This window comes from Streptomyces sp. NPDC041122, assembly GCF_055592445.1.
In genome coordinates, this window is sequence record NZ_JBVIYQ010000001.1 from 1391092 (window position 1) to 1414950 (window position 23859).

Here is a 23859-nt window from a genome sequence, read left to right on the forward strand (position 1 = left end):
AACCGTGTTTCACATACCGGTCGGCGCCACGGATCCCCCTGGTCGCACGGTCGCACGGTCGCCCGGTCGCCTGGTCGCGGGTCCGGCGACGCGACGAGCCCCGGCCGGGGCGGCCGGGGCTCGTCGTGGTGCGGTGCGCGCGCGGTTCAGACCCGCATCGCCTGCGGCGTCTCCCGCAGCAGCGGGTCGGGGCCGTCGTACTCACGGATCGCCTCGTAGCGCGTGTTCCGCTCGACCGGGCGGAAGCCCGCCTCGCGGATCAGGTCGAGCAGGTCCTCGCGGGTCAGCTTGTTCGGCGTGCCGAAGTTGTCCGCGTCATGCGTGATCTTGTACTCGACGACCGAGCCGTCCATGTCGTCCGCGCCGTGCTGGAGCGCGAGCTGGGTCGTCTGGAGGCCGTGCATGACCCAGAAGACCTTGACGTGCGGGACGTTGTCGAAGAGCAGCCGCGAGACCGCGAAGGTCTTCAGGGCCTCGGCGCCGGAGGCCATGGTCGTCCGCGCCTGGAGGCGGTTCCTGACCTTGCCGTCCTTCATGTCCACGAAGTCGTGCTGGTAGCGCAGCGGGATGAAGACCTGGAACCCGCCGGTCTCGTCCTGGAGTTCGCGCAGCCGCAGCACGTGGTCGACCCGGTGACGGGGCTCCTCGATGTGGCCGTACAGCATCGTGCAGGGGGTCTTGAGACCCTTCTCGTGCGCGAGCCGGTGGATGCGCGACCAGTCCTCCCAGTGGGTGCGGTGGTCGACGATGTGCTGCCGCACCTCCCAGTCGAAGATCTCCGCGCCGCCGCCGGTCAGCGACTCCAGGCCCGCCTCGATCAGCTCGTCCAGGATGTCGGAGGCCGACATGCCGGAGATCGTCTCGAAGTGGTGGATCTCGGTGGCGGTGAAGGCCTTCAGGGAGACGTCGGGGAGCGCCTTCTTGAGCTCGCTGAGCGAGCGCGGGTAGTAGCGCCACGGCAGGTTCGGGTGCAGGCCGTTGACGATGTGCAGCTCGGTGAGGTTCTCGCCCTCCATCGCCTTGGCGAGGCGGACGGCCTCCTCGATGCGCATCGTGTACGCGTCCTTCTCGCCCGGCTTGCGCTGGAAGGAGCAGTACGCGCACGAGGCGGTGCACACGTTGGTCATGTTGAGGTGGCGGTTGACGTTGAAGTGCACGACGTCGCCGTTCTTGCGCGTGCGCACCTCGTGGGCGAGGCCGCCGAGCCAGGCCAGGTCGTCCGACTCGTAGAGCGCGATGCCGTCCTCGCGGGACAGCCGCTCCCCGTCCCGGACCTTCTGCTCGAGCTCGCGCTTGAGACCTGCGTCCATGCCTGGTCCTCACCTCTCCCTACGACAAACTCCCGCCAACCGTACGCCCCCGCCCGGACCGGACGCGGACCACCTCCCGCGCCGCTACGAGGCCTCTTCCTCCTCGGGGAGTTCGCCGACCCGGTTCTCCCACTTGGTGGAGAGCACGATCGTGGTGCGCGTGCGCGAGACGCCGCGGGTGCCGCTGAGCCGGCGGATCGTCTTCTCCAGGCCGTCCACGTCGGTGGCCCTGACCTTGAGCATGTAGGAGTCGTCGCCCGCGATGAACCAGCAGTCCTCGATCTCGTGCAGGTCCTTGAGCCGGCGCGCCACGTCCTCGTGGTCGGCGGCGTCGGAGAGCGAGATGCCGATGAGGGCGATCACGCCGAGGCCGAGCGAGGCGGAGTCGACGGTCGCGCGGTACCCCGTGATGACACCGGCCGCTTCGAGGCGGTTGATCCGGTCCGTGACGCTGGGCCCGGAAAGGCCCACGAGCCGCCCGAGTTCGGCGTACGAGGCGCGGCCGTTCTCCCGCAGGGCCTGGATGAGCTGCCTGTCCACGGCGTCCATAGGTGCGATGCCTTTCATTATTCAGCGATACCGCGAGTCTATGTGTAGAATCTAAGGTGCAACAGGGTCTAGCCCCTGTGAATCTTTCTCAATCTCAGCAGATCAACGACGATCCTTCAGGAGTGAGTCACCCGTGTACTCGATCGAGATGGCCTACGCCCGGATGCGGGAGCTTCAGGACCTGGCCAACCGCTCGCGTGCGAATGTCGCGGCGCCGCGCAAGGCCACCAAGAAGCTGCGGGGCGCCAAGAAGCGGTAGGCCCGCCGCTGGGATGCGGATCAGCGCCGGCTGCGGGGTCGTCCTGGTTGCTCGCGCAGTTCCCCGCGCCCCTTGCGGGGCGCTCAGTCGGCACGGGAAGCGCCCCCCAGCTCCCCTTTCCAGCGGCGGTACAGCTCGTGCGGCACCCGTGCCGCGTCGAGCACCCGCCCGGCGACGAAGTCCACCAGATCCTGGATGTGCGTCGCCCCCGCGTAGAACGCCGGAGAGGCGGGCAGCACGATCGCGCCCGCCTCGTCCAGGCTCACCAGATGCTTCAGCGTCTGACCGTTCAGCGGCGTCTCCCGTACGCAGACCACGAGCCGCCGGCCCTCCTTCAGGGTCACGCTCGCCGACCGCTGCAGCAGGTCCTTCGAGAGCCCCAGCGCCACCCCGGCCACACACGCCGTGGACGCGGGCACGATCAGCATCCCCTTCGTCGCGTACGACCCCGACGACGGCCCCGCCGCCAGGTCACCGGCGGCCCAGTACCGCACGTCGGACACGTCGGCGTCGAACACCCCCGGCTTGCCGTCGGCGCCGCGCGCCAGCCAGTGCCGCAGGTCGTCCCGCCAGTGCGCGTCGCGGAAGGCGATGCCCGTCTCGTCCAGCAGCGTCAGCCGTGAGGCGCGCGACACGACGAGGTCCACGCTCTCGCCCGCCGCGAGCAGCGCGCGCAGCACGGCCGCGGCGTACGGCGTGCCGGAGGCGCCCGACACCCCCACGATCCAAGGCCTACGCTGCGTATCTCCTGGGTTCACGCTGTGCAGCCTATCCGTCGGCGTTTCAGACAGTGAGTCCGCGTACGAGCAGGTCGAGCAGCGCGCACGCGAACAGGGCGATCCCGATGAACCCGTTCACCTGGAAGAAGGCGCGGTTCAGCCGGGACAGGTCGTGCGGCTTCACGATCGAGTGCTCGTAGACGAAGGCGCCCGCGACGACCGCGAGGCCGAGCCAGAAGAACCCGCCCGCGTCGGTGGCCGCGGCGTACCAGACGAGCAGGGCCGTGGTCACGAGGTGACAGCCGCGGGCGCCCCGGATGGCGGCCGGGATGCCGAACCGCGCGGGCACCGACTTCACGCCGACCTCGCGGTCCGTCTCCACGTCCTGGCAGGCGTAGATCAGGTCGAAGCCGCCGATCCAGATGCCGACCGCGAGACCGAGGATCACCGCCCGGCCCGACCACTCGCCGGTGACCGCGATCCAGGCGCCGACGGGCCCCATCGCCTGGGCGATGCCGAGGATCGCCTGCGGGAAGTTCGTGAACCGCTTGCCGTAGGGGTAGACCACCATCGGGACCACCGCGACCGGCGCGAGCGCCAGGCAGAGCGGATTGAGCAGGGCCGCCGAGCCGAGGAAGACCACGAGCGCGATCAGCGCGCCGGTCCACGCGGACCTCACCGACACCGCGCCGGTGACCAGTTCGCGGTGGGCGGTGCGCGGATTGCGGGCGTCGATCTCGCGGTCGATGATCCGGTTGGCGGCCATCGCGAAGGTGCGCAGGCCCACCATGCAGACGGTGACCAGGAGCAGCCGCCCCCAGTGGATGTTGCCGTCGAGGCGGAACATCGCGGTGAGCGCGGCGATGTAGGCGAACGGCAGGGCGAACACCGAGTGCTCGATCATGACGAGCCGCAGGAAGGCCTTGGTGCGTCCGGGCTGCGGCAGCGCGGCTGATGCTGAACTCACGAGAGTCCGTACTCCTTCCAGCGGCGGTCGACCTTCGCCGCCGTCTCCGGGTCGGACTCGACCATCTCCGGCCAGCCGCCGTCCCGGGTGTAGCCCTCCTCGGGCAGCTTCCTCGTGGCGTCGATACCCGCCTTGCCGCCCCAGAACTGCTGGTAGGAGGCGTGGTCGAGGTGGTCGACGGGGCCCTCGACGACGGTGAGGTCGCGGGCGTAGTCGGTGTTGCCGAGCGCGCGCCAGGACACTTCGTGCAGATCGTGCACGTCGCAGTCCTTGTCCACCACGACGATCAGCTTCGTCAGGGACATCATGTGCGCGCCCCAGATGGCGTGCATGACCTTCTGCGCGTGCTTGGGGTACTTCTTGTCGATCGAAACGATCGCGCAGTTGTGGAAGCCGCCGGACTCCGGCAGGTGGTAGTCCACGATGTCCGGGACGATCACCTTGAGCAGCGGCAGGAAGAACCGTTCGGTCGCCCGGCCCAGCGGCCCGTCCTCCGTCGGCGGGCGGCCCACCACGATCGACTGGAGCAGCGGACGCTTCCGCATGGTCACGCAGTCGATCTTCAGGGCGGGGAACGGTTCCTGCGGCGTGTAGAAGCCGGTGTGGTCGCCGAAGGGGCCCTCGGGGAGCATCTCGCCCGGCTCCAGCCAGCCCTCGATGACGACCTCGGCGTGCGCGGGGACCTGGAGCGGGACCGTCTTGCAGTCGACCATCTCCACCCGCTTGCCCTGGATGAACCCGGCCAGCATGTACTCGTCCATGTCACCGGGCAGCGGCGCCGTGGAGGCGTACGTGACGGCCGGCGGACAGCCGAAGGCGATGGCGACGGGCAGCTTCTCGCCCCGGCGGGCGGCCACCTGGTAGTGGTTGCGGCTGTCCTTGTGGATCTGCCAGTGCATGCCGATGGTGCGCTTGTCGTGGCGCTGCAGCCGGTACAGGCCGAGGTTGCGCACCCCGGTGTCGGGGTCCTTGGTGTGGGTCAGGCCCAGGTTGAAGAAGGAACCGCCGTCCTCGGGCCAGGTGAACAGCGCGGGCAGCTGCTCCAGGTCCACGTCGTCGCCGGTGAGGACGACCTCCTGCACCGGCGCGTTGTCGGACTTCACCTTCTTCGGCGGTACGTGCGTCATCGCGCCGAGCTTGCCGAACGCCTCGCGCACCCCGACGAAGCCGTGCGGCAGCTCCGGCTTGAGCAGACCGCCGATCTTCTCGCTGATCTCGCCGTACGACTTCAGACCGAGCGCCTTGAGCAGCCGGCGGTCCGTGCCGTACACGTTCATGGCCAGGGGCATCGCGGAGCCCTTGACGTTCTCGAAGAGGAGCGCGGGCCCGCCCGCCTTCTGGACGCGGTCGGTGATCTCGCCGACCTCCAGGTACGGGTCGACCTCGGCCTTGATGCGCTTGAGATCGCCCTCGCGGTCCAGTGCCCGGAGCAGGGAGCGAAGATCGTCGTAAGCCATGCGTTCCAGTATCCGGCACCGGCTACCCTGGCCCCGTCACCGGGGGCACGCACGCCACCCGCCGCCACCGCTTGGGGGATCGCGCCACCATGCTCAGGTATCTGCCGTTCCTGCTGGTCCTGGCGGTGTGGATCTATGCCTTCATCGATGTCCTGAACACTCCGGAGAAGGAGGTCAGGCATCTGCCCAAGGTGGTGTGGGTCATCATCGTGCTGCTCTTCGGCGAGGTGCTGCTCGGCCCCATCGCCTGGCTCGTCACCGGCAAGGTGCGCCCCGCGCCCGGCGGGGGCGGCGGCATCGGCGGGCGCGGCGGCAGCACCCGCTGGGTGGCGCCCGACGACAACCCGGAGTTCCTGAAGTCCCTGCGCGACGAGGACCCGGACGAGAACAGGCGCGACCACCGCGACAAGGGCGAGGGCTGACGGGCCGTGGAACTGCGGCTGCTCGTGACCTTCGAGAAGGTCGCCGCCGTCCTCAGCTTCACCCGCGCCGCCGCCGAGCTGAAGTACGCCCAGTCCAGCGTCACCAGCCAGATCCGGGCCCTGGAGAGCTCGCTCGGCGCGGAGCTCTTCGACCGGCTCGGCAGCCGCATCCGGCTCACCGAGGCGGGCGAGCGGCTGCTCCCCTACGCCCGGCAGATCATCGGACTCGCCGACGAGGCGCGGGCCGCGGTCGCCGGCGCCGATGAGCCGTCCGGCGCGATCGCGGTCGGCACCATGGAGTCGCTGACCTCCTACCGGCTGCCGCCGCTCCTGGAACTCTTCCACCACCGCTACCCGAAGGTGCGGCTCTCGCTGCGCCCCACGCTGGGCGACGAGACCCGGCGGGCGCTGCGGCAGGGCACGTACGACGTGGGCTTCCTCATGGAGCCGGCCACCGAGCACCCGGGCCTGGAGACCGAGGTCCTCGCCGAGGAACCGCTGGTCCTCGTCTGCGCGCCGGGCCATCCGCTGGCCGCGCGCGGCGCGGGGCCGCTCGCCACCGGCGACCTGTCGGCGGTGCAGCTCGTCGGCACCGAGCCGGGCTGCCCGTACCGGGACCTCTTCGAGGACGAGCTGCACGCGCGCACCGGAGAGCCGCCGCCGTTCATGGAGTTCGGCACCATCGAGGCGACGAAGCAGGGCGTGGCGGGCGGCCTCGGCGTGGCGCTGCTCCCGGCCGTGGCGGTGGCCCGGGAGCTGGCGGACGGCACGCTCGTACGGCTGCCGTGGGAGCCGCCGTTCACCCTGTGGACGCAGCTCGCGTGGCGGTCGGGGAAGCGTCTCGCGCCGCAGGTGCGGCTGTTCGTGGAGCAGGCCGTGCGGCTCGTGCGGGAGCAGGGTTCGTCGCCCGCGCCAGGGTGACCTTGAGGCTCGCGAAGACGATCAGCGGGACGCCGAGCGCCTGGACGAGTCCGATGTGGTGGCCGTAGACCGCCCAGTCCGCGACCATCGCGACGGCCGGGTAGGTGAAGGCGAGCACGGCGATCTTGGCGGTGGGCAACTTGGCGTACGCCGCGTACATCAGGACGTACATCAGGCCGGTGTGGATCACGCCGAGTCCGACGAGCCAGGCCCATCCGGTGCCGGTGCCGCCCATCGCGCCGAAGTCGGTGAAGGGCAGCAGCAGCGGGATGCCGACGAGGACCTGGACGAGGGCGACGAGGTGCGGGCGGACGCCGGTGACGCGCTTGGTGACCAGGGTGGACAGGGCGTAGAGGACGGCCGCGAGCAGCGCCATGCCGATGCCGGCGAGCGAGCCCACGTCACCCGGGCGCACCCCCGAGACCAGCACGAGCCCCGCGAACGCGGCCGCCAGCCAGCCCAGTTGGAAGCGGGACAGCCGCTCGCGCAGCACGACCGCGCCGATCAGCACCAGGAAGAACGGCTGTGTGTGGTAGACGACGGTGGCCAGGGAGATCGAGGTGGCCTCGTACGCCTTGAAGAGGAACACCCAGTTGAAGACGATGAACACGCCGCCCAGCGCGGCGAGTCCGAGCTTCTTGGGGGTGAGGCCGTGGTCGCGGAAGTAGCCGCGGGCGGCGGCGTACGTGCCGAGGGCGAGGGCGCCGAACAGGACGCGGAAGAACACCACGTTGAAGGCGGACGCGCCGGACTCGACGACGAAGATCCCGAGGGTGCCGGAGAGCACCATCGCGGCGGTGAGCTGGGCGGTGCCCGTGCGCTCCGAGGACTTGTGCGCTGTGGTCGTTGTCATGCCGAGGACGCTACGAGCGGGCGTACGCGCCGGTCCACGCGCTGCCGGTGCGTCCTCCCGATGGCTCCATCGGCGCCGTCGATGAGGCCTGACGGGCGGCGTGCGGGGGCACCATGGCCGACATGAGCTCCGACACGAGCACCGCATCCCGCATTCCGACGGTCGACCTGCGCCCGTGGCTGTCCGGTGACGCCGGGGCCCGCGCGCGGACGGCGCGCACGGTCGACGAGGCGCTGCGGAGCGCCGGGTTCCTTCTGGTCACCGGGCATGGCGTCGACCCGGCGCTGCGCGCGGCGATCAGGGAGTCGGCCCGCGGCTTCTTCCGGCTGCCCGCCGAGACGAAGCGGCGGTACGCGGTGCGGGTGGGCGGCCGCGGCTGGCTCGGCCCGGGCGCCGAGGCCAACAGTTACGCGGAGGGCACGGCCGCGCCCCCGGACCTGAAGGAGTCGCTGTCGTTCGCGGCGGACGAGCTGACGGGGGATCCGGCGGTGGACGCCGAGTGGTTCGCGCCCAACACCTGGCCGGACGAGGTGCCCGCGCTGCGGGGTCCCGTCGAGGAGTATCTGCGGCGGATGCGCGCGCTCTCCGACCGCCTCCTGGAGCTCCTCGGTGTCGCGTTCGGCGCGGGCGAGGACTTCTTCACCCGGCACACCGGCCACCCCACCTGGGGCTTCAACATCAACTGGTACCCGGGGCGGGAGCGGGTGGGCGCGCCCGAGCCGGGCCAGTTCCGCATCGGTCCGCACACCGACTTCGGCACGGTGACGGTACTCGACCGGGAGGCGGGGCGGGGCGGGCTCCAGGTGTTCACGGACGAGGGCGGCTGGCAGGACGCGCCGTTCGACCCGGCGGCCCTCACGGTCAACATCGGTGATCTGATGGCGCGTTGGACGGACGGCCGCTGGCAGTCGGGCCGCCACCGGGTGCTCCCGCCGCCCGCCGAGGCGCCCGCGGAGGAGCTGATGTCGCTCGTCTACTTCTACGAGTGCGACCCGGGCACCGACGTCCGGGGCATCGACTCGCACGTCCATCTGCGGGCGCAGCTGGACGCGATCACGGTGGCGGACGGCGATGGCTGAGCCGGCCGGGGAGCGGGACCGCCGCCGGCTCGTGGTCGCCGCCGAGGAGGCGCGGCGGGGGCTGGCCGAGGGCGGCGTCCCGATCGGCGCCGCGCTGTACGGGGCGGACGGCACGCTGCTCGGGCGGGGGCGCAACAGGCGGGTGCAGGACGGCGATCCGTCGGCGCACGCGGAGACCTCGGCGTTCCGCGCGGCGGGCCGGCTGCGCACCTATCGCGGCACGACGATGGTGACGACGCTGGCGCCCTGCTGGTACTGCAGCGGTCTGGTGCGGCAGTTCGGTATCGGCCGGGTGGTGGCCGGCGAGGCCCGGACCTTCCGCGGCGGCATCGCGTGGCTGGCCGAGTTCGGGGTGGAGGTGGTGGTGCTCGACGACGCCGAGTGCGCGGCGATGATGCGGGACTTCATCGCGGCACGGCCGGAGGTGTGGGGCGAGGACATCGGGGAGTGAGCCGGGGTGGATGCCTCCTGGGGCCATGGAACGCCCTCGGGGCTCCCCTCGGCACCACCGCGAGGAGCCTGGACGCCGGCGCCCGGCCGCGTACCCGCGTACGGGCCGCCGGTCAGCCCGTGGCGGCCGCGTACGCCTCCCGGAGCCGGCGCCAGCGGTCCTGGCGCCACGTCGACCAGTCCATGGGCCGCCCGTCGAGCGCGTCCACCAGGAAACCGAAGTGGTCGTGCCACCCGGCGAGGCAGTCGAGCCGCAGGTCGTCGTCGCCCTCGAACTCGTTGCTGAAGCGCAGCGTGGTCGCGTCGCCCTCGCCGACCCCCACCGCCGTTCCCGCCACGGGTTCGAGGTGGAAGCGGCACCGGCCGTGCAGGTCGACGGTGTACTCGGCGATCACCTCCGGGTCCCACGCGGTGACCTGCCCGGAGTGGACGGCGTCCGGTTCGCCGTTGAGCCAGCGCAGGGTGACGGCGCCGCCGAGCCGGGGCTCGAACACGTCGGCGGCGGCCAGCCACCCCGGCAGTCCCTCCGGGGTGGCCACCGCCGCCCACACGCTGTCCACAGGGTGGGGAAGGTGCAGCTCGTAGTGGAGGTGCTGGGTGGTGCCCTCGGTGTGGCTGGTGCCTTGCCCGATCGTCGCGGTCATGGCTCCAGCGTGGCCCGGCGGGGCGGGTTCCGCATCCCTGACACGGCGCGCCCACGGGCGCCCGCCCGGGTCATACCCCGGCGTACGAGTGCTTTCCGGTGACGAAGATGTTCACGCCGTAGTAGTTGAACAGCCAGCAGCCGAAGGCGATCAGTGCCAGGTAGGCGGCCTTGCGGCCCTTCCAGCCGGCCGTCGCGCGGGCGTGCAGGTAGCAGGCGTAGGCGACCCAGGTGATGAAGGACCAGACCTCCTTGGGGTCCCAGCCCCAGTAGCGGCCCCAGGCATCGCCCGCCCAGATCGCGCCCGCGATGATCGTGAACGTCCACAACGGGAAGATCGCGGCGTTCAGGCGGTAGGAGAACTTGTCGAGGGAGGCCGCCGAGGGCAGCCGCTCCAGGACGGAGGTGGCGAACTTGCCGGGCCGCCCGCCGTTCAGGAGCTTGTTCTCGTAGCTGTCCCGGAAGAGGTAGAGCAGCGTGCCCACCCCGCCGACGTAGAAGACGGCGCCGCAGAAGATCGCGGTGGAGACGTGGATCCACAGCCAGTACGAGTGCAGGGCGGGGACCAGCTGGTCGCTGGAGGTGTACAGGACGGTGACGGCGAGACCGAGGTCGAGCAGGACCGTCGTGACCAGCGGGAGGCCGAGCCAGGCGATGTTCTTCTTCAGCGCGAGCAGCACCAGGTACACCGCGACGGCCACGGTCGAGAAGGTGATGCTGAACTCGTACATGTTGCCCCACGGCGCCCGCTGCACCGACAGGGCGCGGGTGAGCACACCGCCCGCTTCGAGCAGGAACGCGAGGACGGTGAGGGAGACCGCGATCCGGCCGTAGAGGTCGCCCTTCTCGTCGCCGGCGGAGGCGCCGGGCCCGTCCGGCACGTCGCGGGAGCCGGCGACGGACCGGGTGACGACCTTGGGCCGCTCCAGGGTGGCGGTGCCGCCGCCCTTGGCCTGGACGGTGACCTCGGGCGCGGCGGCCGCGGCGGTCTTGCTCGGGGTGAGCGCGGCGGCGGTGCGGGCGACCTTGCTGCGGCTGCCGAAGAGCCACTCCGCCATGTGCGCGAAGAACGCCAGCAGATAGACGGCCATCGCGGAGTAGATGAGCACATTGCTGATGTGCGCGAGGTTCTCGTTGGGCTCGGCGGCCAGGGTGGCGGCGAGATTCACTTCTCAGCCCCTTCGGCAGGTACGGCATCGAGGTCGGAGGCGGGGAGGGCTTCCTCGTCCGGGTCTTGCGGTGACGCCGACGGCGCCTTCTCGTGGAGTTCGGCGGCGAGCTGGGAGAGCTCCTCGGGGACCTTCGCGGACTCGCTGCGGCCGAGGCCCGCCATCTCGACGACGGTGACGCCGTCGGCGCCCTTGACCGCCCGCACCCACACACGGCGGCGCTGGATGAACAGCGATCCGGCGAGGCCGAGGACGGCGGCGATCGCGCCGCCCAGCGCCCAGCCGGTGCCGGGCTGCTGGGAGATCTGGAAGGTCGCCCACTCCTTGAGGTCCTTGTCGAAGGTGATCGACCCGGCGCCGCCCGGCAGCTTCATGGTCTCGCCGGGGCGCAGCCGCTGCTTGAACAGCTGGCCGTCGGCACCCTTGAACTGCTTCATCTTGCGGGTGTCCAGCTGGTACACGTTCTGCGGCACGCCGGCGTCGACGCCGAGGCTGCCGTGGTACGCGGAGAGCGCGAGCACCGGGTACTCGGCGGCGGGGAACTGGGAGAACATCTGCCCCTTGCCCACACCCGCGAAGGTCGGCACGAAGAAGGCGTTGAAGCCGAGCTGGTCCGGCCTGCCGTTCTTGTCGCGGTAGCCGTCCATGACCTTGATGGCGCCGGTCGCGGTGCCGTTCTGGTCGATGGGCAGGACCGGCACAGACGCCTTGTAGACGACCTTGCCCTTGGCGTCGCGGACGGTGACGGCGGGGGCGAAGCCGTGGCCGATGAGGTAGACCTTCGAGCCGTCGACCTCCAGCGGCTTGTTGACCTCGATCGACTTCTTCTTCTCGGCGCCGTCGGGGCCCTCGGAGTAGGTGACGTCGGCGCGGTAGGTGCGGGGCGTGCCGCGGTTGGGGCCCGACTTCTCGTACGTGCCGACGAAGTTGTCGAGCTTGAAGCTGAAGGGCGCCAGCTCGCCGGTGTCGAAGAGGCTGCCCGACTTGAAGTCGTCGTACTGGCTGAGGGTGTTGGAGAAGCCGTCGCCCTCCATGACCAGCTTGCCGCCCTCGGACTTGAGGAGCTGTCCGGCGGCGAAGGCGATCAGCATCACGATCAGCGCGACGTGGAACATCAGGTTCCCGGCCTCGCGCAGATAGCCCTTCTCCGCGGCGACGGAGCTGCCCGCGCCGGACCCCGCGGTGTGCACGCGGAACCGGCGCCGCTTGAGCATCGCGAGCGCGGTCTCGTGCACCTGCTCGGGCTCGGCGTCGGTGCGCCAGGTGGTGTACGCGGGCAGCCGGGTCAGCTTCTTGGGGGCGCCCGGCGGACGGCCGCGCAACTGGCCGACGAACTGCCAGGTGCGGGGCACGATGCAGCCGATGAGGGAGACGAACAGGAGGATGTAGATCGCGGAGAACCACACCGAGCTGTAGACGTCGAAGAGCTGAAGCTTGTCGTAGACCGGCCCGAGCGTGGTGTGCCGGTCCATGAAGTCCTGGACCTTGAGCTCGTCGACGTTGTTCTGCGGGATCAGCGAGCCCGGGATGGCGCCGAGGGAGAGCAGCAGGAGCAGGATCAGGGCGACCCGCATGGAGGTCAGCTGCCGCCAGAACCAGCGCAGCCAGCCGATGACGCCCAGCGAGGGGAGGCTGGGGCCGTCCTCCTTGGGGGCGGTGGACAGCTGCGAGCCCGCGGCGCCCAGGTCGTTCTCCTCGCGGGCCACGGAGGCGCCGTCAGGAGCTTCGGTCTTGCTCATGAACTCAGATCCCCACCGTGTAGCTGTTGGACCAGACCTGCATCTGCTGGATGACGCTGTCCCACACGCCGGTCACGAGCAGCAGGCCGGTCGCGATCATCATGACGCCGCCGATGCGCATCACCCACGCATAGTGCCGCTTGATCCAGCCGAAGGCGCCGAGCGCCTTGCGGAAGGCGACGGCCGCGAGGATGAACGGGATACCGAGCCCGAGGGAGTAGGCGACACCGAGTATGGCGCCGCGCTGCGGATTGGCCCCGTCGGCGGAGAGCGTGAGGACGGAGGCGAGGGTCGGGCCGATGCACGGCGTCCAGCCGACCGCGAAGAGGGCGCCCACGACCGGGGCCCCCGCGAGGCCCACGGCGGGCCGCTTGTGGAAGCGGTACTCGCGCTGGGTGAGCCAGGGCATGAGCCCCATGAAGAAGAGACCGAGCACGATCATCACCACGCCCAGCACCGTGTTGACGGTGCTCTGGTGCTCCCTGAGCGTGCGCCCCAGTGCCCCGAAGAAGACGGTGGCGGAGACGAAGATGACGGTGAAGCCGGCCACGAACAGCCCCGCGCCGGCGGCCATCCGGCCCCGCCGGGCCTCGCCGAGGTCCTGGCCGCTGACCCCGGTGACGTACGAGAGGTAGCCGGGGACGAGCGGCAGGACGCACGGCGAGAAGAAGGAGACGAGCCCGCCGAGCACCGCGACCGGGATCGCGAGGAGCAGGGCGCCGCCCATGACGGTCTGGTTCGGGTCGCTGATCGCGGCCGCGAGGGTCGGCATCACTTCTCCGCGAGGACCGGGTCGATCATCTTCCGCAGCTTCTCTTCGTTCAGCGGCTGCTGCGAGCGGGCCGCGATCTTCCCGTCCCGGTCGACGACGAGCGTGGAGGGAATGAAGTTCGGGTTGAGCGAGCCCTTGGGGAAGCGCAGCATCAGCTTGCCCATCGGGTCGTGCAGGCTCGGATAGGGAATCTCGTGCTGCTTCTCGAACTGGATCGCCGGGCCCCGCTCGGGGTCGCGCGTGTTGATGCCGACGAACTCGACGCCCTTGGCCTTGGTCTCCTTGGCGACCTTCGCGAAGTTCGGCGCCTCGGCCCGGCACGGGGCGCACCAGGAACCCCAGACGTTGAGGACCACGATCTTGCCCTTGTAGTCCTTGGCGATGTTCAGGTGCTTTCCGTCGAGCGTCTCTCCGTCGAGATCCGGGCTCGCCTTGCGGTTGCCCTTCGCGACGGTCGCGATGCCGTCCGAACCGGCGACGAAATTGGTGTTTCCGGAACCGCCCGAGGTGCCGCCGGAACTGCAGGCGGACAGTGCCAGCGCGGCGACCGCGAGTCCTGCGGTGAGCAGGGCGGTGCGACCGCGGCGTCGACTGCTGCTATCGATGCGGTGTGGGGCACGGCAGGCAACACTCATGTGAAAAGTTTCGCATGTCCGGATCCGCGATCTTCCGCGCCCCCTCCACAGCGGGGAACGCCCTAGCGAAGGCTCTTCCAGCCCCCGGCCGGCTGCTGGCCGACCTCCAGGCCCTGGAGCTTCTGGAGCACGCCGGGGTCCTGCACGTCGAGCCAGTCGACGAACTGCCGGAAGGAGACGAGACGTACGTCCTTCTTGCCGGCGATGTGCTTCAGGGCCTCCTCGACGGCGTCCATGTAGATGCCGCCGTTCCACTCCTCGAAGTGGTTGCCGATGAAGAACGGCGCGCGGTTGGACTCATAGGCGCGCTTGAAGCCGGCTATGTAGGCCTCGGTGGCCTGCTTGCGCCAGCCCGGGTAGTTGGCCGGCGGCGCCTTCGTGGAGTTCTGCGACTGGTTGGCGAGGATGTTGTAGTCCATCGACAGGACCTCGAAGCTGTGCCCGGGGAAGGGCATGGCCTGCAGCGGCAGGTCCCAGACGCCCATCTTCTTCTGCGGCCACTTCTGCCGGCCGCCGGGCGAGGACGCGTCGTAGCGCCAGCCGAGCTTCTTCGCCGTCGGCAGCAGGTTGTTCTGCCCGAGCAGACAGGGCGTGCGGCCGCCGACGAGTTCCTTGTCGTAGTCGAAGGGCAGCGACGGCAGATCGGTCCAGCCGGTGTTGGTGCGCCACTTCTTCACGAAGGACTTGGCCTGGTCGATCTCGTCCTGCCATTGCGCGGACGTCCAGTTGGCCACGGAACCCGAGCCCGCGCAGAAGTGCCCGTTGAAGTGTGTGCCGATTTCATGGCCGTCGAGCCATGCCTGACGCACGTACTTCAGCGTGTCCTTGATGTGACCGTCGGTGAGATAACCGATGTCGGAGGCGCCGACGGCGTTGTTCGGCGGACGGTACAGACGCTTCTTCGATTCCGGCAGCAGATAAAGGCCGGAGAGGAAGAACGTCATGTGCGCGTCGTGTTCGCGGGCCAGCTTCAGAAAGCGCGGGAACAGTCCGTTGCCGACCTCGCCGGCACCGTCCCAGGAGAAGATCACGAACTGTGGGGGCGTCTCGCCCGGCTGCAGCGGAACGGGCTTGCCCGGCTGGCCGGGCTGCTTTCCGGTGTACGCGGTCGAGCCGTCGCCGATCGGCTTCGACGGCCGCTTCTCGGCGCCGCCCTTGCCGTTCCCGGCCTTTCCGGCGGGCCCGGACGAATCTCCGTCGCCGCCCGAGCCGCACGCCGCGAGCCCGAAAGCGGCGGCCGTGCCGGCTCCGAGTCCGAGCATTCCCCTGCGGCTGATGTCGCGCATTCCATCCCCATTCGTCGCGCCCCTGGGTCCGTTCCCGCTCTATGTGCCGAGCAAGAGGGACAACCGGTTAGAGGGCGCGACGAACAACGGGGTTCCTGCGCAACGGAATTATTTGCGCGATTCCCGAAAAAGGGACATACAGTTGCTGCTCGATTACACGCGGTGGATCGCCGGAGCGCTTTATCAGGCGCCGAATGCCTTGCTCTTGCCCTTCACCGGCTTGGCGCCGGCGAGGAGATGAGCGGGCACCAGATCCCGGGCGGGCTCGCTGTATCCGACCGAGACGATCTTGTCGCCGCGGTAGGTGAACGACGTCAGCGACGCCAGCGTGCACTGCCGCTTGCGCGGGTCGTGCCACAGCCGCCGCTTCTCCACGAAGCTGCGCACGATCCAGATCGGCAGCTGATGGCTGACGCACACCGCCTCGTGCCCGCGGGCCGCGTCCTTGGCCGCGTCCAGGGCGCCCATCATCCGTACGACCTGCTCCACGTACGGCTCGCCCCAGGACGGCTTGAAGGGGTTGACGAGGTGCTTCCAGTTCTCCGGGTTCTTCAGCGCGCCGTCGCCCACCCCGAAGGTCTTGCCCTCGAAGACGTTGGCCGCCTCGATGAGGCGCCCGTCGGTGGCGAGGTCCAGGCCGTGCGCCTTGGCGATCGGCGTGGCCGTCTCCTGGGCGCGGTCCAGCGGCGAGGCGACGACATGCGTCACGTCGCGCCGGGCGAGGTGCTCGGCGACCCGGTCGGCCATCTGCCGGCCGAGCTCGGAGAGGTGGTAGTCGGGCAGCCGCCCGTACAGGACCCCGTCGGGGTTGTGCACCTCGCCGTGGCGCATCACGTGGACGACGGTCAGCTCGTCGTCCGTGCCGGTGCCGCTCATGCGGTGGCCTCCGTCGCTTCCGCCGCCGCGCGCGCGGCGGCCGGCAGGGCGGCGGCGACGCGCTCGACGGCCTGCTCGTCGTGGGCGGTGGACACGAACCAGGACTCGAAGGACGACGGCGGCAGATAGACGCCCTGCGACAGCATCGAGTGGAAGAACGCGGTGAAGCGGAAGGACTCCTGCGCCTTCGCGTCCTCGTAGTTGCGCACCTCGCGGTCGGTGAAGAACACGGTGAACATGTTCGAGGCGTTCTGCACCCGGTGGGCGACGCCCTCCTTGGCGAGCGCCTCGGTCACCAGGGCGCGCAGCCGCGCCGAGACCTCGTCGACCTTGTCGTACGCCGCGTCGTCGAGGAGGCGCAGCTGGGCCAGGCCCGCGGCCGTGGCGACCGGGTTACCGGAGAGCGTGCCCGCCTGGTAGACGGGGCCCGCCGGGGCGAGGTGCGCCATCACGTCGGCGCGCCCGCCGAAGGCCGCAGCCGGGAAGCCGCCGCCCATGACCTTGCCGAAGGTCATCAGGTCGGGCGTCACCCCGTCCACGCCGAACCAGCCGGCCTTCGACGTACGGAAGCCGGTCATCACCTCGTCGGAGATGTACAGCGCGCCGTTCTTGGCGCAGGCGGCCTTGAGGCCCGCGTTGAAGCCCGGCTGCGGCGGTACGACGCCCATGTTGCCCGGCGCCGCCTCGGTGATGACGCAGGCGATCTCACCGGGGTGCCGGTGGAACGCCTCGTGCACCGCTTCGAGGTCGTTGTACGGCACGACGATGGTGTCGCCCGCCTGGGCGCCGGTCACACCGGGGGTGTCCGGGAGGCCGAGCGTCGCCACGCCCGAACCCGCCGCCGCGAGCAGCGCGTCCACGTGGCCGTGGTAGCAGCCGGCGAACTTGATGACCTTGGCGCGACCGGTGAAGCCGCGCGCGAGACGGATCGCGGACATGGTCGCCTCGGTGCCGCTGGAGACCAGCCGGACCTGCTCCACGGGGTCGATCCGGCCGACGATCTCCTCGGCGAGCGCGACCTCGCCCTCGCCGGGCGTGCCGAAGGAGGTGCCGCGCGCGACGGCCTCCTGCACGGCGGCGAGCACCTCGGGGTGGGAGTGCCCGAGGATCATCGGGCCCCACGAACACACGAGGTCGACGTACTCGCGGCCGTCGGCGTCAGTCAGGTACGGACCGGTGCCGGACACCATGAAACGGGGCGTACCACCCACAGCGCGGAACGCGCGCACGGGAGAGTTCACACCGCCGGGCGTCACGGCCGCCGCACGGTCGAAAAGAGTCTGCGAAACTGGGGCGCTATACGGGAAGCTCACACGAGCCATGGTGTCAGAGGGTCCGGACATCCTGCGGACAGGTGTTTCACTCCACGTTTTAGCGGGTGACCGTGGGGGAGGTCACTGACACGATGATCGGGTTGCGTGGCGGGGGCCGCGAGGCCTAGAAAAGACAGGGCCGTGCCGCCCTGGCAAAGCAGTCGGGTGGAGATATGCATCGCGGTGGCGGACTGGGCGAGGGGACCGACGGCCTGGGCCCCCGGCGTGCCCGGCGGGGCAAGCACCGGCGCGAGGCGGAAGCGGAACCGGCGCCCGACCAGGCGCGAGGCGGCTCCGACGGTTTCGGTGAGTCCCGGCGGGACCGGGTGACCAGCAGGAGTGGCGGGGTGGGGGTGACGTACAAGTACTTCGGTGCCCCGGACGGCGCGACCGCCGCCCGTGTGCCGATCTCGATGCGCCCCGAGGAGCTCGGCGGCGACGAGCTCGGCATGGGCGGAATGTTCACGAAGATCAAGCCGGAGACGATGGCCGCGATGGTCCTGACCGGCATCGAGGGCATACCCCTGCACAAGGTCCCCCCGCTGGAGCTGGTCGTCCTCCACCCCGACTACGCCGTGGTGAAGCTCCCCATGACCGTCGTCGACCCGCTGCGCGGCGTCGGCGAGGAGTCGGTGGGCGCCGCGGCGTTCATCTGGTCCACGGTCCCGGACCGCGGCGGCCCGCGCGACGCCTTCAACGTCTACCAACTCCTCCACGAGTGGCAGGACTTCAGCCACCGCCTGCACGACGCGGGGCACCAGGCGTACTGCTTGGTGTGGCCCTGAGCCACCGGCTGCAGCCCCTCTAGCGCCCCCAGCGCGGGTCGCGGCCCGTCTCCGCGAGCAGCAGCTCGAAGTCGGACGCCCCGTCCGGCGCGGTCACCGGCTCGCCGAAGACGCCCATCTTGCGGGCGGTGGGCGCCAGTCCATGGACGGCCGTCCGCAGCCGCGCGACCACCACGGCGTCGGTGGCGTCCTGCCGGTACTCCTGGCCGGTGGCCCGCGCCAGGTCCCAGGCGTGCACGGTCAGGTCGAGCAGCGCCATGAGGCCGACGGTCCCGGCCGGCATGTCCATCGCCCCGGTCGTCCCCTCGTCGGCGCCGGGCTCGCTCCAGGCGCGGACGAGGCTGCCCGCCTCCGTGACGAGGTCCTCCCGCCAGTCGGCGCTCTCCCCCACGTGGTCCGGGGTGGCCGAGAAGTCCGAGTTCCGTTTGGCCGCCAGCTCCTGGAACTGGACGATCACCTGGAAGAGGTGGTTGACCAGCGCGCGCACGTCGTAGTCGGCGCAGGGCGTGGGGTCGCCGAGGCGGTCGTCGGGCAGCGCCCGGACGACGGGGACGGCCCGGTCGACGGCCAGGGCGAGCAGTTCGCTGATGCGGGGGCCCGGGGTGCCCGGGGTGCCCGCCGGTTCGGGGGTGCGTGAAGAGTCCATGACTCGACCGTACGGAGGCGGGGCGGCCAACGGCTTGAAGAAACGCGACACGCGGCGGCGGGCGGCAGCCCGCGCCGAGCTGCCGGCGGGCGCACCGGGCTCTACGATCCCCCCATGCCGGACGCAGCCGCGGACTCCCCCCGACGCGACACCCGGGGCATCGTGGACGCGGCCGGGCTCTTCGCCAGGGTGCGCTTCCGCCGCCGCACGCCCGCCGAGGCGCTGCGCCCGTACCTGGAGCACTACTGGCTGATCGACTGGGACCTGCCCGAGCCGTACGCCTCCCACGTGGTGCCGCACCCCTCGGTGAACGTCGTCTTCCAGTCGTACGGCCCCCTCGTCCCCGGCGGCCGGGACCAGCGCTTCGGAGAGGTCGCCGGCATCGGGCTCGGCCTCTTCAGCACCAAGCTGGAGGGGCGCGGGCGGGTGTGCGGGGTGCAGTTCCGGCCCGGCGCCTTCCGCCCGTTCGCGCCGGGGCACGCGGTGGCGGACCTGACGGGCCGCAGACTCCCGCTGCACGAGGTCTTCCCGTACTCCCCGGACGACGCGGCGGCCGAGGCGGCGACGGTCCTCTCCCCCGACGACGAGCACGCGCGCGTGGCGGCGCTCGACGCGTTCCTGCTGGGCCTCGCACCGGAGCCGGACCCGCACGCCGAGCTCGCCGCGGAGCTCGTCGAGCGCATCCGCGCGGACCGCACGATCCGGCGCGTGGACGCCTTCGCGCGTGCGGCCGGTCTGTCGGTACGGGCGCTGCAACGGCTCTTCTCCGCGTACGTGGGGGTCGGACCGAAGTGGATCATCCTGCGGTACCGCATCCACGAGGCCCTGGAGCGGGCCGAGTCGGCCCAGGACGTCGACTGGGCGGACCTGGCCGCCACCCTCGGCTACGCCGACCAGGCCCATCTCGTACGGGACTTCACGACGACGGTGGGTGTGCCGCCGACGGCGTACGGGACGCACTGAGGCCCGAACGGGGGCTCGGCGAGGGGCCGTTGTCGGACCCTGCGCCTACGGTGACGTCATGGAGCGATCACAGGCACCAAAGTTGCGGCTCGAACCCTGGTCGGACGAGGGCGGCCTCGCGCTGCTCCTCCGGCTGAACACACCGGAGATGACGGCGCACCTCGGTGGCCCCGAGACCCAGGAGAAGGTGGCCGACCGCCACCGCCGTTATCTGGAACTCGACGACAAGGGCCGGATGTTCCGCATCACGCTGGACGGGGAGACGGCCGGCTCGATCGGGTTCTGGGAGACGACCTGGCAGGGCGAGACGGTCTGGGAGACGGGGTGGGGCGTGCTCCCCGAGTTCCAGGGCATGGGCGTCGCGGCGGGCGCGGCCCGCCTGGTCGCCGAGGAGGCGCGGGCGGCGGGCCGCCACGCCTTCCTGCACGCGTTCCCCGCGACGGACCACGGCGCGTCGAACGCGGTGTGCCGCAAGGCGGGCTTCACGCTGCGGGGCGAGGCGACGGTCGAGTACCCGAAGGGCAACTGGCACCCCTGCAACGACTGGCGCCTCGCCCTGAAGTGAGCGCGCGGGCCCCGGCCTTGGGCCGGGCCGGGGTGCGGCCCAGGCGCGCCGGCACCGGCAGGCCGGCGGAAACCGTCTTGACAGTTCCCCGGCCCCTCCCTCACATTTACCTGCGTCACGCAGATGATGCGTAACGCAGCGGTATCACGGAACGTACCCGCATCGCCTCCACGCCGAAGGACACCCCCATGCCCGCCGACACCACCCACTCCCCGCCCCCACCTCCGTCCCCAGCCCCCGAGGCCGCCCCCGGCGCCCCGCTCCGAGGCTTCCCCGGCCCCCGGGCCCGCTGGGCGATTCTGGGCGTCGTGCTCGCCGCCGACGTGCTCGATCTCGTCGACGCCACCATCACCACCGTCGCCGCCCCCTCCATCGCCGAGGACCTCGGCGGCGGCCCCGCCCTCGTGCAGTGGCTCGGCGCCTCCTACGCGCTCGCCCTCGGCGTCCTCCTCGTCGTCGGCGGCCGGCTCGGCGACAAGTACGGGCGGCGCCGCCTGTTCCTGCTCGGCCTCGGCGGCTTCACGCTCGCCTCGCTCGGCTGCGGCCTCGCCCCCGGCCCCGGGGCGCTCGTCGTCGCCCGCCTCGCCCAAGGCGCGTTCGGCGCGCTCGTCATCCCGCAGGGCTTCGGCATCCTCGGCGCCACCTGGCCCCGCGAACACATCGGCAAGGCGTACAGCCTCTTCGGTCCCGTCATGGGGCTCTCCGCCGTCGGCGGGCCCCAGCTCGCCGGGTTCCTCGTCGACGCCGACCTCGGCGGTCTCGGCTGGCGCCCCATGTTCCTGATCAACCTCGTCCTCGGCGGCGGCGCGCTGCTCGCCGCCGCCCGCCTCCTGCCGAAGGACGGCGGCGACCCCGGCACCTCCGTCGACGGCCCCGGCTCCGCGCTCCTCGGCGCCACCATGCTCGGCCTGCTCTCCGGCCTCATCGAGGGCTCCACCAACGGCTGGTCCTGCGCCGCCCCGCTGCTCCTCCTCGGCGGCGGACTCGTCGCCCTCGCCCTCTTCTGCCGGCGCCAGACCACCGCCGACAGCCCGCTGATCCAGCCCTCGCTGCTGCGCAACCGCGGATTCACCTCGGGTCTGACCCTCGGCGTCGTCTTCTTCGCCGCCGTCTCCGGACTGCTCTACGTCATCTCGCTCTTCCTGCAACAGGGCCTCGGCCGCTCGCCCGCCGGCACCGCGCTCGGTCTGCTCCCGCTCTCCGCCGGCATCGTCGTCGCCTCGATCGCCTGCTACCGGCTCATCGGCGCGCTCGGCCGCACCCTCGTCCTCGCGGGCCTGCTGATCACGCTCGCCGGGACCGGCTGGCTGCTCGCCCTGACCGCCGTCCGCGGTACGGACACCGGCGGTTGGGCGCTGGTCCCGCCGCTGCTCGTCGTCGGCGTCGGCATGGGCACCTGCTTCGGCACCGTCTACGACGTCACCATCGGCGACATCGCCCCCGAGGAGGCGGGCAGCGCGAGCGGGTCGCTGAGCGCGGTGCAGCAGCTCGCCAACGCGGTCGGCGCGGCCACGGTCACCACCGTCTTCTTCGCGACGGCGGACGGCGGCGCGGCGCACGCCATGACGGTCAGCCTCACCGTGGTCGCGGGCGGCACGCTGGTGTGCCTCCCCCTCGTACGGCTGCTGCCGCGCAGGGCCCAGGAGGACCCGCACCACTGACGCGCCCGGCCGGCTGCCCCGGCCCGGCGGTCAGCCGTCCAGCTCGCCGCCCCGGATCCGCTCCACCTGCGCGCCGCTGAACTCCACCGTGCGCTTCATGTGGCCGATGAACAGCGCGAGTTCGTCGTCGTCGAGCCCCTCGAAGAGCTCGAACCAGCCCCCGCTCAGCCTGCCCCACATCCGCCCGAACTCGGCGATCTTCTCCGGCACCGTCGCCACGAGCACCCGCCGCCGGTCGCCGGCGTCCCGCTCGCGTACGACGTAGCCCGCCCTCTCCAGGCGGTCCACGAGCCGCGTCGCCGACCCCGTGGTCAGCCCGGTCAGCTCCGCGACGCGGCCGGTGGTGACCGGGCCGCTCTCCAGGCTGAGCAGGTTCAGACACTGGACGTCGGTGGGGTGCAGCTTCAGATGGTCGGCGACGGCCTGGTTGAAGAGGGCGTACGAGGCCATGTACCGGCGCGACTCGACCGACAGCTCGCTCATCAGCAGCCCGCGGCGGCCCTTCTCGTCCTTCGCCATGACGGGAACGCCCCTCCAGGAGACCGATATCTGCGCCGAGCAGCAATCGTACGACGCAGGGGACGCCCCGGCGGGCCCCGGCTGGACCACGCGCCGCGCGGGACATGCCACCCTGTCGACCATGCTCGTCGCACGGTCCGCCGCCCTCTTCGTCCTCGCCGCGCTCTTCGAGATCGGCGGCGCCTGGCTCGTCTGGCAGGGCGTGCGCGAGCACCGGGGGTGGGCCTGGATCGGCGCGGGGGTCATCGCGCTCGGTGTCTACGGGTTCGTGGCCACGCTGCAGCCGGACGCGGAGTTCGGCCGCATCCTCGCCGCGTACGGCGGCGTCTTCGTCGCCGGCTCCCTCGCCTGGGGCATGGTCGCCGACGGCTACCGGCCCGACCGGTGGGATGTGGCCGGCGCGCTGGTCTGCCTCGCCGGCATGGCCGTGATCATGTACGCCCCGCGGGGCGACTGAACGGCACGCATATCCTGGTCGGACGGCCCGGCGGAGACCCGCCGCGGGCCCGCCGCCGAACCCTGCCGAGGAGCGCCCATGACCGCCGCCGCCACCCGCATCGCGATCGTCACCGGCGCCAGCAGCGGCATCGGCGCCGCGACCGCCCGCGGCCTCGCCGCCGCCGGTTACCGCGTCGTCCTCACCGCGCGCCGCAAGGACCGCATCGAGGCGCTCGCCGCCGAGCTGACGGAGGCCGGGCACGACGCGGTCGCGTACGCGCTGGACGTCACCGACCGCGCCGCGGTGGACACCTTCGCCACGGCCTTCAAGAAGATCGCCGTCCTGGTGAACAACGCGGGCGGCGCGCTCGGCGCGGACCCGATCGCCACCGGCGACCCGGCCGACTGGCGCCGGATGTACGAGACGAACGTCATCGGCACCCTGAACGTCACGCAGGCCCTGCTGCCCGCGCTCACCGCGAGCGGCGACGGCACGGTCGTGGTCCTCTCCTCCACGGCGGGCCACGGCACGTACGAGGGCGGCGGCGGTTACGTGGCCGCCAAGACCGCCGAGCACGCCCTCGCCGAGACCCTCCGCCTGGAGATCGTCGGCACCCCGGTCCGCGTCATCGAGGTCGCGCCCGGCATGGTCAAGACCGACGAGTTCGCCCTGACCCGGTTCGGCGGCGACACGGAGAAGGCGGCGAAGGTCTACGCGGGCGTCGCCGAACCGCTCACCGCCGACGACGTGGCGGACACCATCACCTGGGCGGTCACCCGCCCGCCGCACGTCAACATCGACCTCCTGGTGGTCCGCCCGCGCGCCCAGGCCTCCAACACCAAGGTCCACCGGGAGTCGTGAC

26 protein-coding genes and 1 pseudogene are annotated in these 23859 nt (G+C 71.3%); 11 read left to right on the top strand and 16 right to left on the bottom strand.

Features of this window, described 5'->3' with window-relative positions:
• Positions 1-146: 146 nt before the first annotated feature.
• Complete coding sequence (gene mqnE / locus ACZ6B8_RS06165; protein ID WP_471084147.1) at positions 147-1310, bottom strand: aminofutalosine synthase MqnE; 1164 nt, start codon at positions 1308-1310, stop codon at positions 147-149.
• Between the two features lie 84 nt (positions 1311-1394).
• Entirely contained in the window at positions 1395-1859 is a 465-nt protein-coding gene (locus ACZ6B8_RS06170; RefSeq protein WP_355820152.1) for an Lrp/AsnC family transcriptional regulator, read from the bottom strand.
• A gap of 133 nt (positions 1860-1992) precedes the next feature.
• Between ACZ6B8_RS06170 and ACZ6B8_RS06175 the strand changes: the two genes are divergently transcribed.
• A complete protein-coding gene (locus ACZ6B8_RS06175) occupies positions 1993-2118 on the top strand; it encodes a hypothetical protein (RefSeq protein ID WP_471085097.1) in 126 nt (41 codons plus the stop codon).
• Positions 2119-2201: 83 nt separating this feature from the next.
• Here ACZ6B8_RS06175 and ACZ6B8_RS06180 read toward each other — a convergent pair whose 3' ends face one another.
• From ACZ6B8_RS06180 to ACZ6B8_RS06190, 3 genes are read right to left on the bottom strand one after another with little or no spacing between them, the layout of a single operon-like run.
• A complete protein-coding gene (locus ACZ6B8_RS06180) occupies positions 2202-2876 on the bottom strand; it encodes a UbiX family flavin prenyltransferase (RefSeq protein ID WP_469250225.1) in 675 nt (224 codons plus the stop codon).
• Between the two features lie 25 nt (positions 2877-2901).
• Entirely contained in the window at positions 2902-3804 is a 903-nt protein-coding gene (gene mqnP, locus ACZ6B8_RS06185) for a menaquinone biosynthesis prenyltransferase MqnP (protein ID WP_471084143.1), read from the bottom strand.
• Positions 3801-5261, bottom strand: a complete 1461-nt coding sequence (locus ACZ6B8_RS06190) for a menaquinone biosynthesis decarboxylase (RefSeq protein WP_471084140.1) — start codon at positions 5259-5261, stop codon at positions 3801-3803. The genes mqnP and ACZ6B8_RS06190 overlap by 4 nt, the downstream gene beginning before the upstream one ends.
• Positions 5262-5350: 89 nt before the next feature.
• Between ACZ6B8_RS06190 and ACZ6B8_RS06195 the strand changes: the two genes are divergently transcribed.
• Positions 5351-5683: a PLD nuclease N-terminal domain-containing protein gene (locus ACZ6B8_RS06195; RefSeq protein WP_471084137.1), complete on the top strand. Its 333-nt coding sequence runs from the start codon at positions 5351-5353 to the stop codon at positions 5681-5683.
• Between the two features lie 6 nt (positions 5684-5689).
• Positions 5690-6580 (top strand): annotated as a pseudogene (locus ACZ6B8_RS06200) (LysR family transcriptional regulator); the annotation flags it as partial.
• Here ACZ6B8_RS06200 and ACZ6B8_RS06205 read toward each other — a convergent pair.
• Complete coding sequence (locus ACZ6B8_RS06205; RefSeq protein WP_471606409.1) at positions 6483-7457, bottom strand: DMT family transporter; 975 nt, start codon at positions 7455-7457, stop codon at positions 6483-6485. The pseudogene ACZ6B8_RS06200 and the gene ACZ6B8_RS06205 sit on opposite strands and share 98 nt — an antisense overlap.
• Positions 7458-7579: 122 nt before the next feature.
• On the opposite strand from ACZ6B8_RS06205, the gene ACZ6B8_RS06210 reads away from it, so the two are divergent.
• Positions 7580-8536, top strand: a complete 957-nt coding sequence (locus ACZ6B8_RS06210) for an isopenicillin N synthase family dioxygenase (RefSeq protein ID WP_471606410.1) — start codon at positions 7580-7582, stop codon at positions 8534-8536.
• Positions 8529-8987: a nucleoside deaminase gene (locus ACZ6B8_RS06215; protein ID WP_471606411.1), complete on the top strand. Its 459-nt coding sequence runs from the start codon at positions 8529-8531 to the stop codon at positions 8985-8987. Before ACZ6B8_RS06210 ends, ACZ6B8_RS06215 begins: the two co-directional genes overlap by 8 nt.
• A gap of 112 nt (positions 8988-9099) precedes the next feature.
• Here the strand turns inward: ACZ6B8_RS06215 and ACZ6B8_RS06220 are convergent, their stop codons facing one another.
• The 8 genes from ACZ6B8_RS06220 to hemL form a co-directional block, all read right to left on the bottom strand.
• Positions 9100-9630, bottom strand: coding sequence for an SRPBCC domain-containing protein (locus tag ACZ6B8_RS06220; RefSeq protein WP_471084125.1), 531 nt, complete (start codon positions 9628-9630; stop codon positions 9100-9102).
• Between the two features lie 70 nt (positions 9631-9700).
• The gene (gene ccsB / locus ACZ6B8_RS06225) at positions 9701-10798 is read right to left on the bottom strand and encodes a c-type cytochrome biogenesis protein CcsB (RefSeq protein ID WP_471606412.1); all 1098 of its coding nucleotides are present in this window, start codon (positions 10796-10798) and stop codon (positions 9701-9703) included.
• Positions 10795-12537, bottom strand: coding sequence for a cytochrome c biogenesis protein ResB (resB, locus tag ACZ6B8_RS06230; protein WP_471606413.1), 1743 nt, complete (start codon positions 12535-12537; stop codon positions 10795-10797). The genes ccsB and resB overlap by 4 nt, the downstream gene beginning before the upstream one ends.
• 4 nt (positions 12538-12541) lie before the next feature.
• A complete protein-coding gene (locus ACZ6B8_RS06235; protein WP_471084116.1) occupies positions 12542-13309 on the bottom strand; it encodes a cytochrome c biogenesis CcdA family protein in 768 nt (255 codons plus the stop codon).
• Positions 13309-13944 carry a TlpA family protein disulfide reductase gene (locus ACZ6B8_RS06240; RefSeq protein WP_471084113.1) on the bottom strand — a complete coding sequence of 212 codons (636 nt, stop codon included), beginning with the start codon at positions 13942-13944 and terminating at the stop codon, positions 13309-13311. Before ACZ6B8_RS06240 ends, ACZ6B8_RS06235 begins: the two co-directional genes overlap by 1 nt.
• Before the next feature lie 62 nt (positions 13945-14006).
• The gene (locus ACZ6B8_RS06245; RefSeq protein WP_471606414.1) at positions 14007-15230 is read right to left on the bottom strand and encodes a polysaccharide deacetylase family protein; all 1224 of its coding nucleotides are present in this window, start codon (positions 15228-15230) and stop codon (positions 14007-14009) included.
• A gap of 183 nt (positions 15231-15413) precedes the next feature.
• Positions 15414-16106 (bottom strand): histidine phosphatase family protein, encoded by a 693-nt coding sequence (locus tag ACZ6B8_RS06250; RefSeq protein ID WP_471606415.1) that lies wholly within the window; start codon positions 16104-16106, stop codon positions 15414-15416.
• A complete protein-coding gene (hemL, locus tag ACZ6B8_RS06255; RefSeq protein ID WP_471084104.1) occupies positions 16103-17428 on the bottom strand; it encodes a glutamate-1-semialdehyde 2,1-aminomutase in 1326 nt (441 codons plus the stop codon). The genes ACZ6B8_RS06250 and hemL overlap by 4 nt, the downstream gene beginning before the upstream one ends.
• Positions 17429-17592: 164 nt before the next feature.
• Between hemL and ACZ6B8_RS06260 the strand changes: the two genes are divergently transcribed.
• Entirely contained in the window at positions 17593-18204 is a 612-nt protein-coding gene (locus tag ACZ6B8_RS06260) for a hypothetical protein (RefSeq protein WP_471084101.1), read from the top strand.
• A 19-nt stretch (positions 18205-18223) separates the two neighbouring features.
• Here the strand turns inward: ACZ6B8_RS06260 and ACZ6B8_RS06265 are convergent, their stop codons facing one another.
• Positions 18224-18850 carry a TIGR03086 family metal-binding protein gene (locus ACZ6B8_RS06265; protein WP_471606416.1) on the bottom strand — a complete coding sequence of 209 codons (627 nt, stop codon included), beginning with the start codon at positions 18848-18850 and terminating at the stop codon, positions 18224-18226.
• Positions 18851-18964: 114 nt separating this feature from the next.
• Between ACZ6B8_RS06265 and ACZ6B8_RS06270 the strand changes: the two genes are divergently transcribed.
• From ACZ6B8_RS06270 to ACZ6B8_RS06280, 3 genes are all read left to right on the top strand, one after another.
• Positions 18965-19813: a DUF6597 domain-containing transcriptional factor gene (locus tag ACZ6B8_RS06270; RefSeq protein WP_471606417.1), complete on the top strand. Its 849-nt coding sequence runs from the start codon at positions 18965-18967 to the stop codon at positions 19811-19813.
• A gap of 58 nt (positions 19814-19871) precedes the next feature.
• On the top strand, positions 19872-20378 hold the full coding sequence (locus tag ACZ6B8_RS06275) for a GNAT family N-acetyltransferase (RefSeq protein ID WP_471084092.1): 507 nt from the start codon (positions 19872-19874) through the stop codon (positions 20376-20378).
• A gap of 188 nt (positions 20379-20566) precedes the next feature.
• Complete coding sequence (locus ACZ6B8_RS06280; RefSeq protein ID WP_471606418.1) at positions 20567-22039, top strand: MFS transporter; 1473 nt, start codon at positions 20567-20569, stop codon at positions 22037-22039.
• A gap of 30 nt (positions 22040-22069) precedes the next feature.
• On the opposite strand, the gene ACZ6B8_RS06285 is transcribed toward ACZ6B8_RS06280, so the two are convergent.
• Positions 22070-22558: a MarR family winged helix-turn-helix transcriptional regulator gene (locus tag ACZ6B8_RS06285; RefSeq protein ID WP_471084086.1), complete on the bottom strand. Its 489-nt coding sequence runs from the start codon at positions 22556-22558 to the stop codon at positions 22070-22072.
• Positions 22559-22679: 121 nt separating this feature from the next.
• Here ACZ6B8_RS06285 and ACZ6B8_RS06290 point away from each other — a divergent pair, with 121 nt between their 5' ends.
• Both ACZ6B8_RS06290 and ACZ6B8_RS06295 read left to right on the top strand, forming a co-directional pair.
• Entirely contained in the window at positions 22680-23015 is a 336-nt protein-coding gene (locus ACZ6B8_RS06290) for a YnfA family protein (protein ID WP_362363043.1), read from the top strand.
• Positions 23016-23093: 78 nt separating this feature from the next.
• Positions 23094-23858, top strand: coding sequence for an SDR family NAD(P)-dependent oxidoreductase (locus ACZ6B8_RS06295; RefSeq protein WP_471606419.1), 765 nt, complete (start codon positions 23094-23096; stop codon positions 23856-23858).
• The last annotated feature ends 1 nt before the right edge of the window (position 23859 follow it).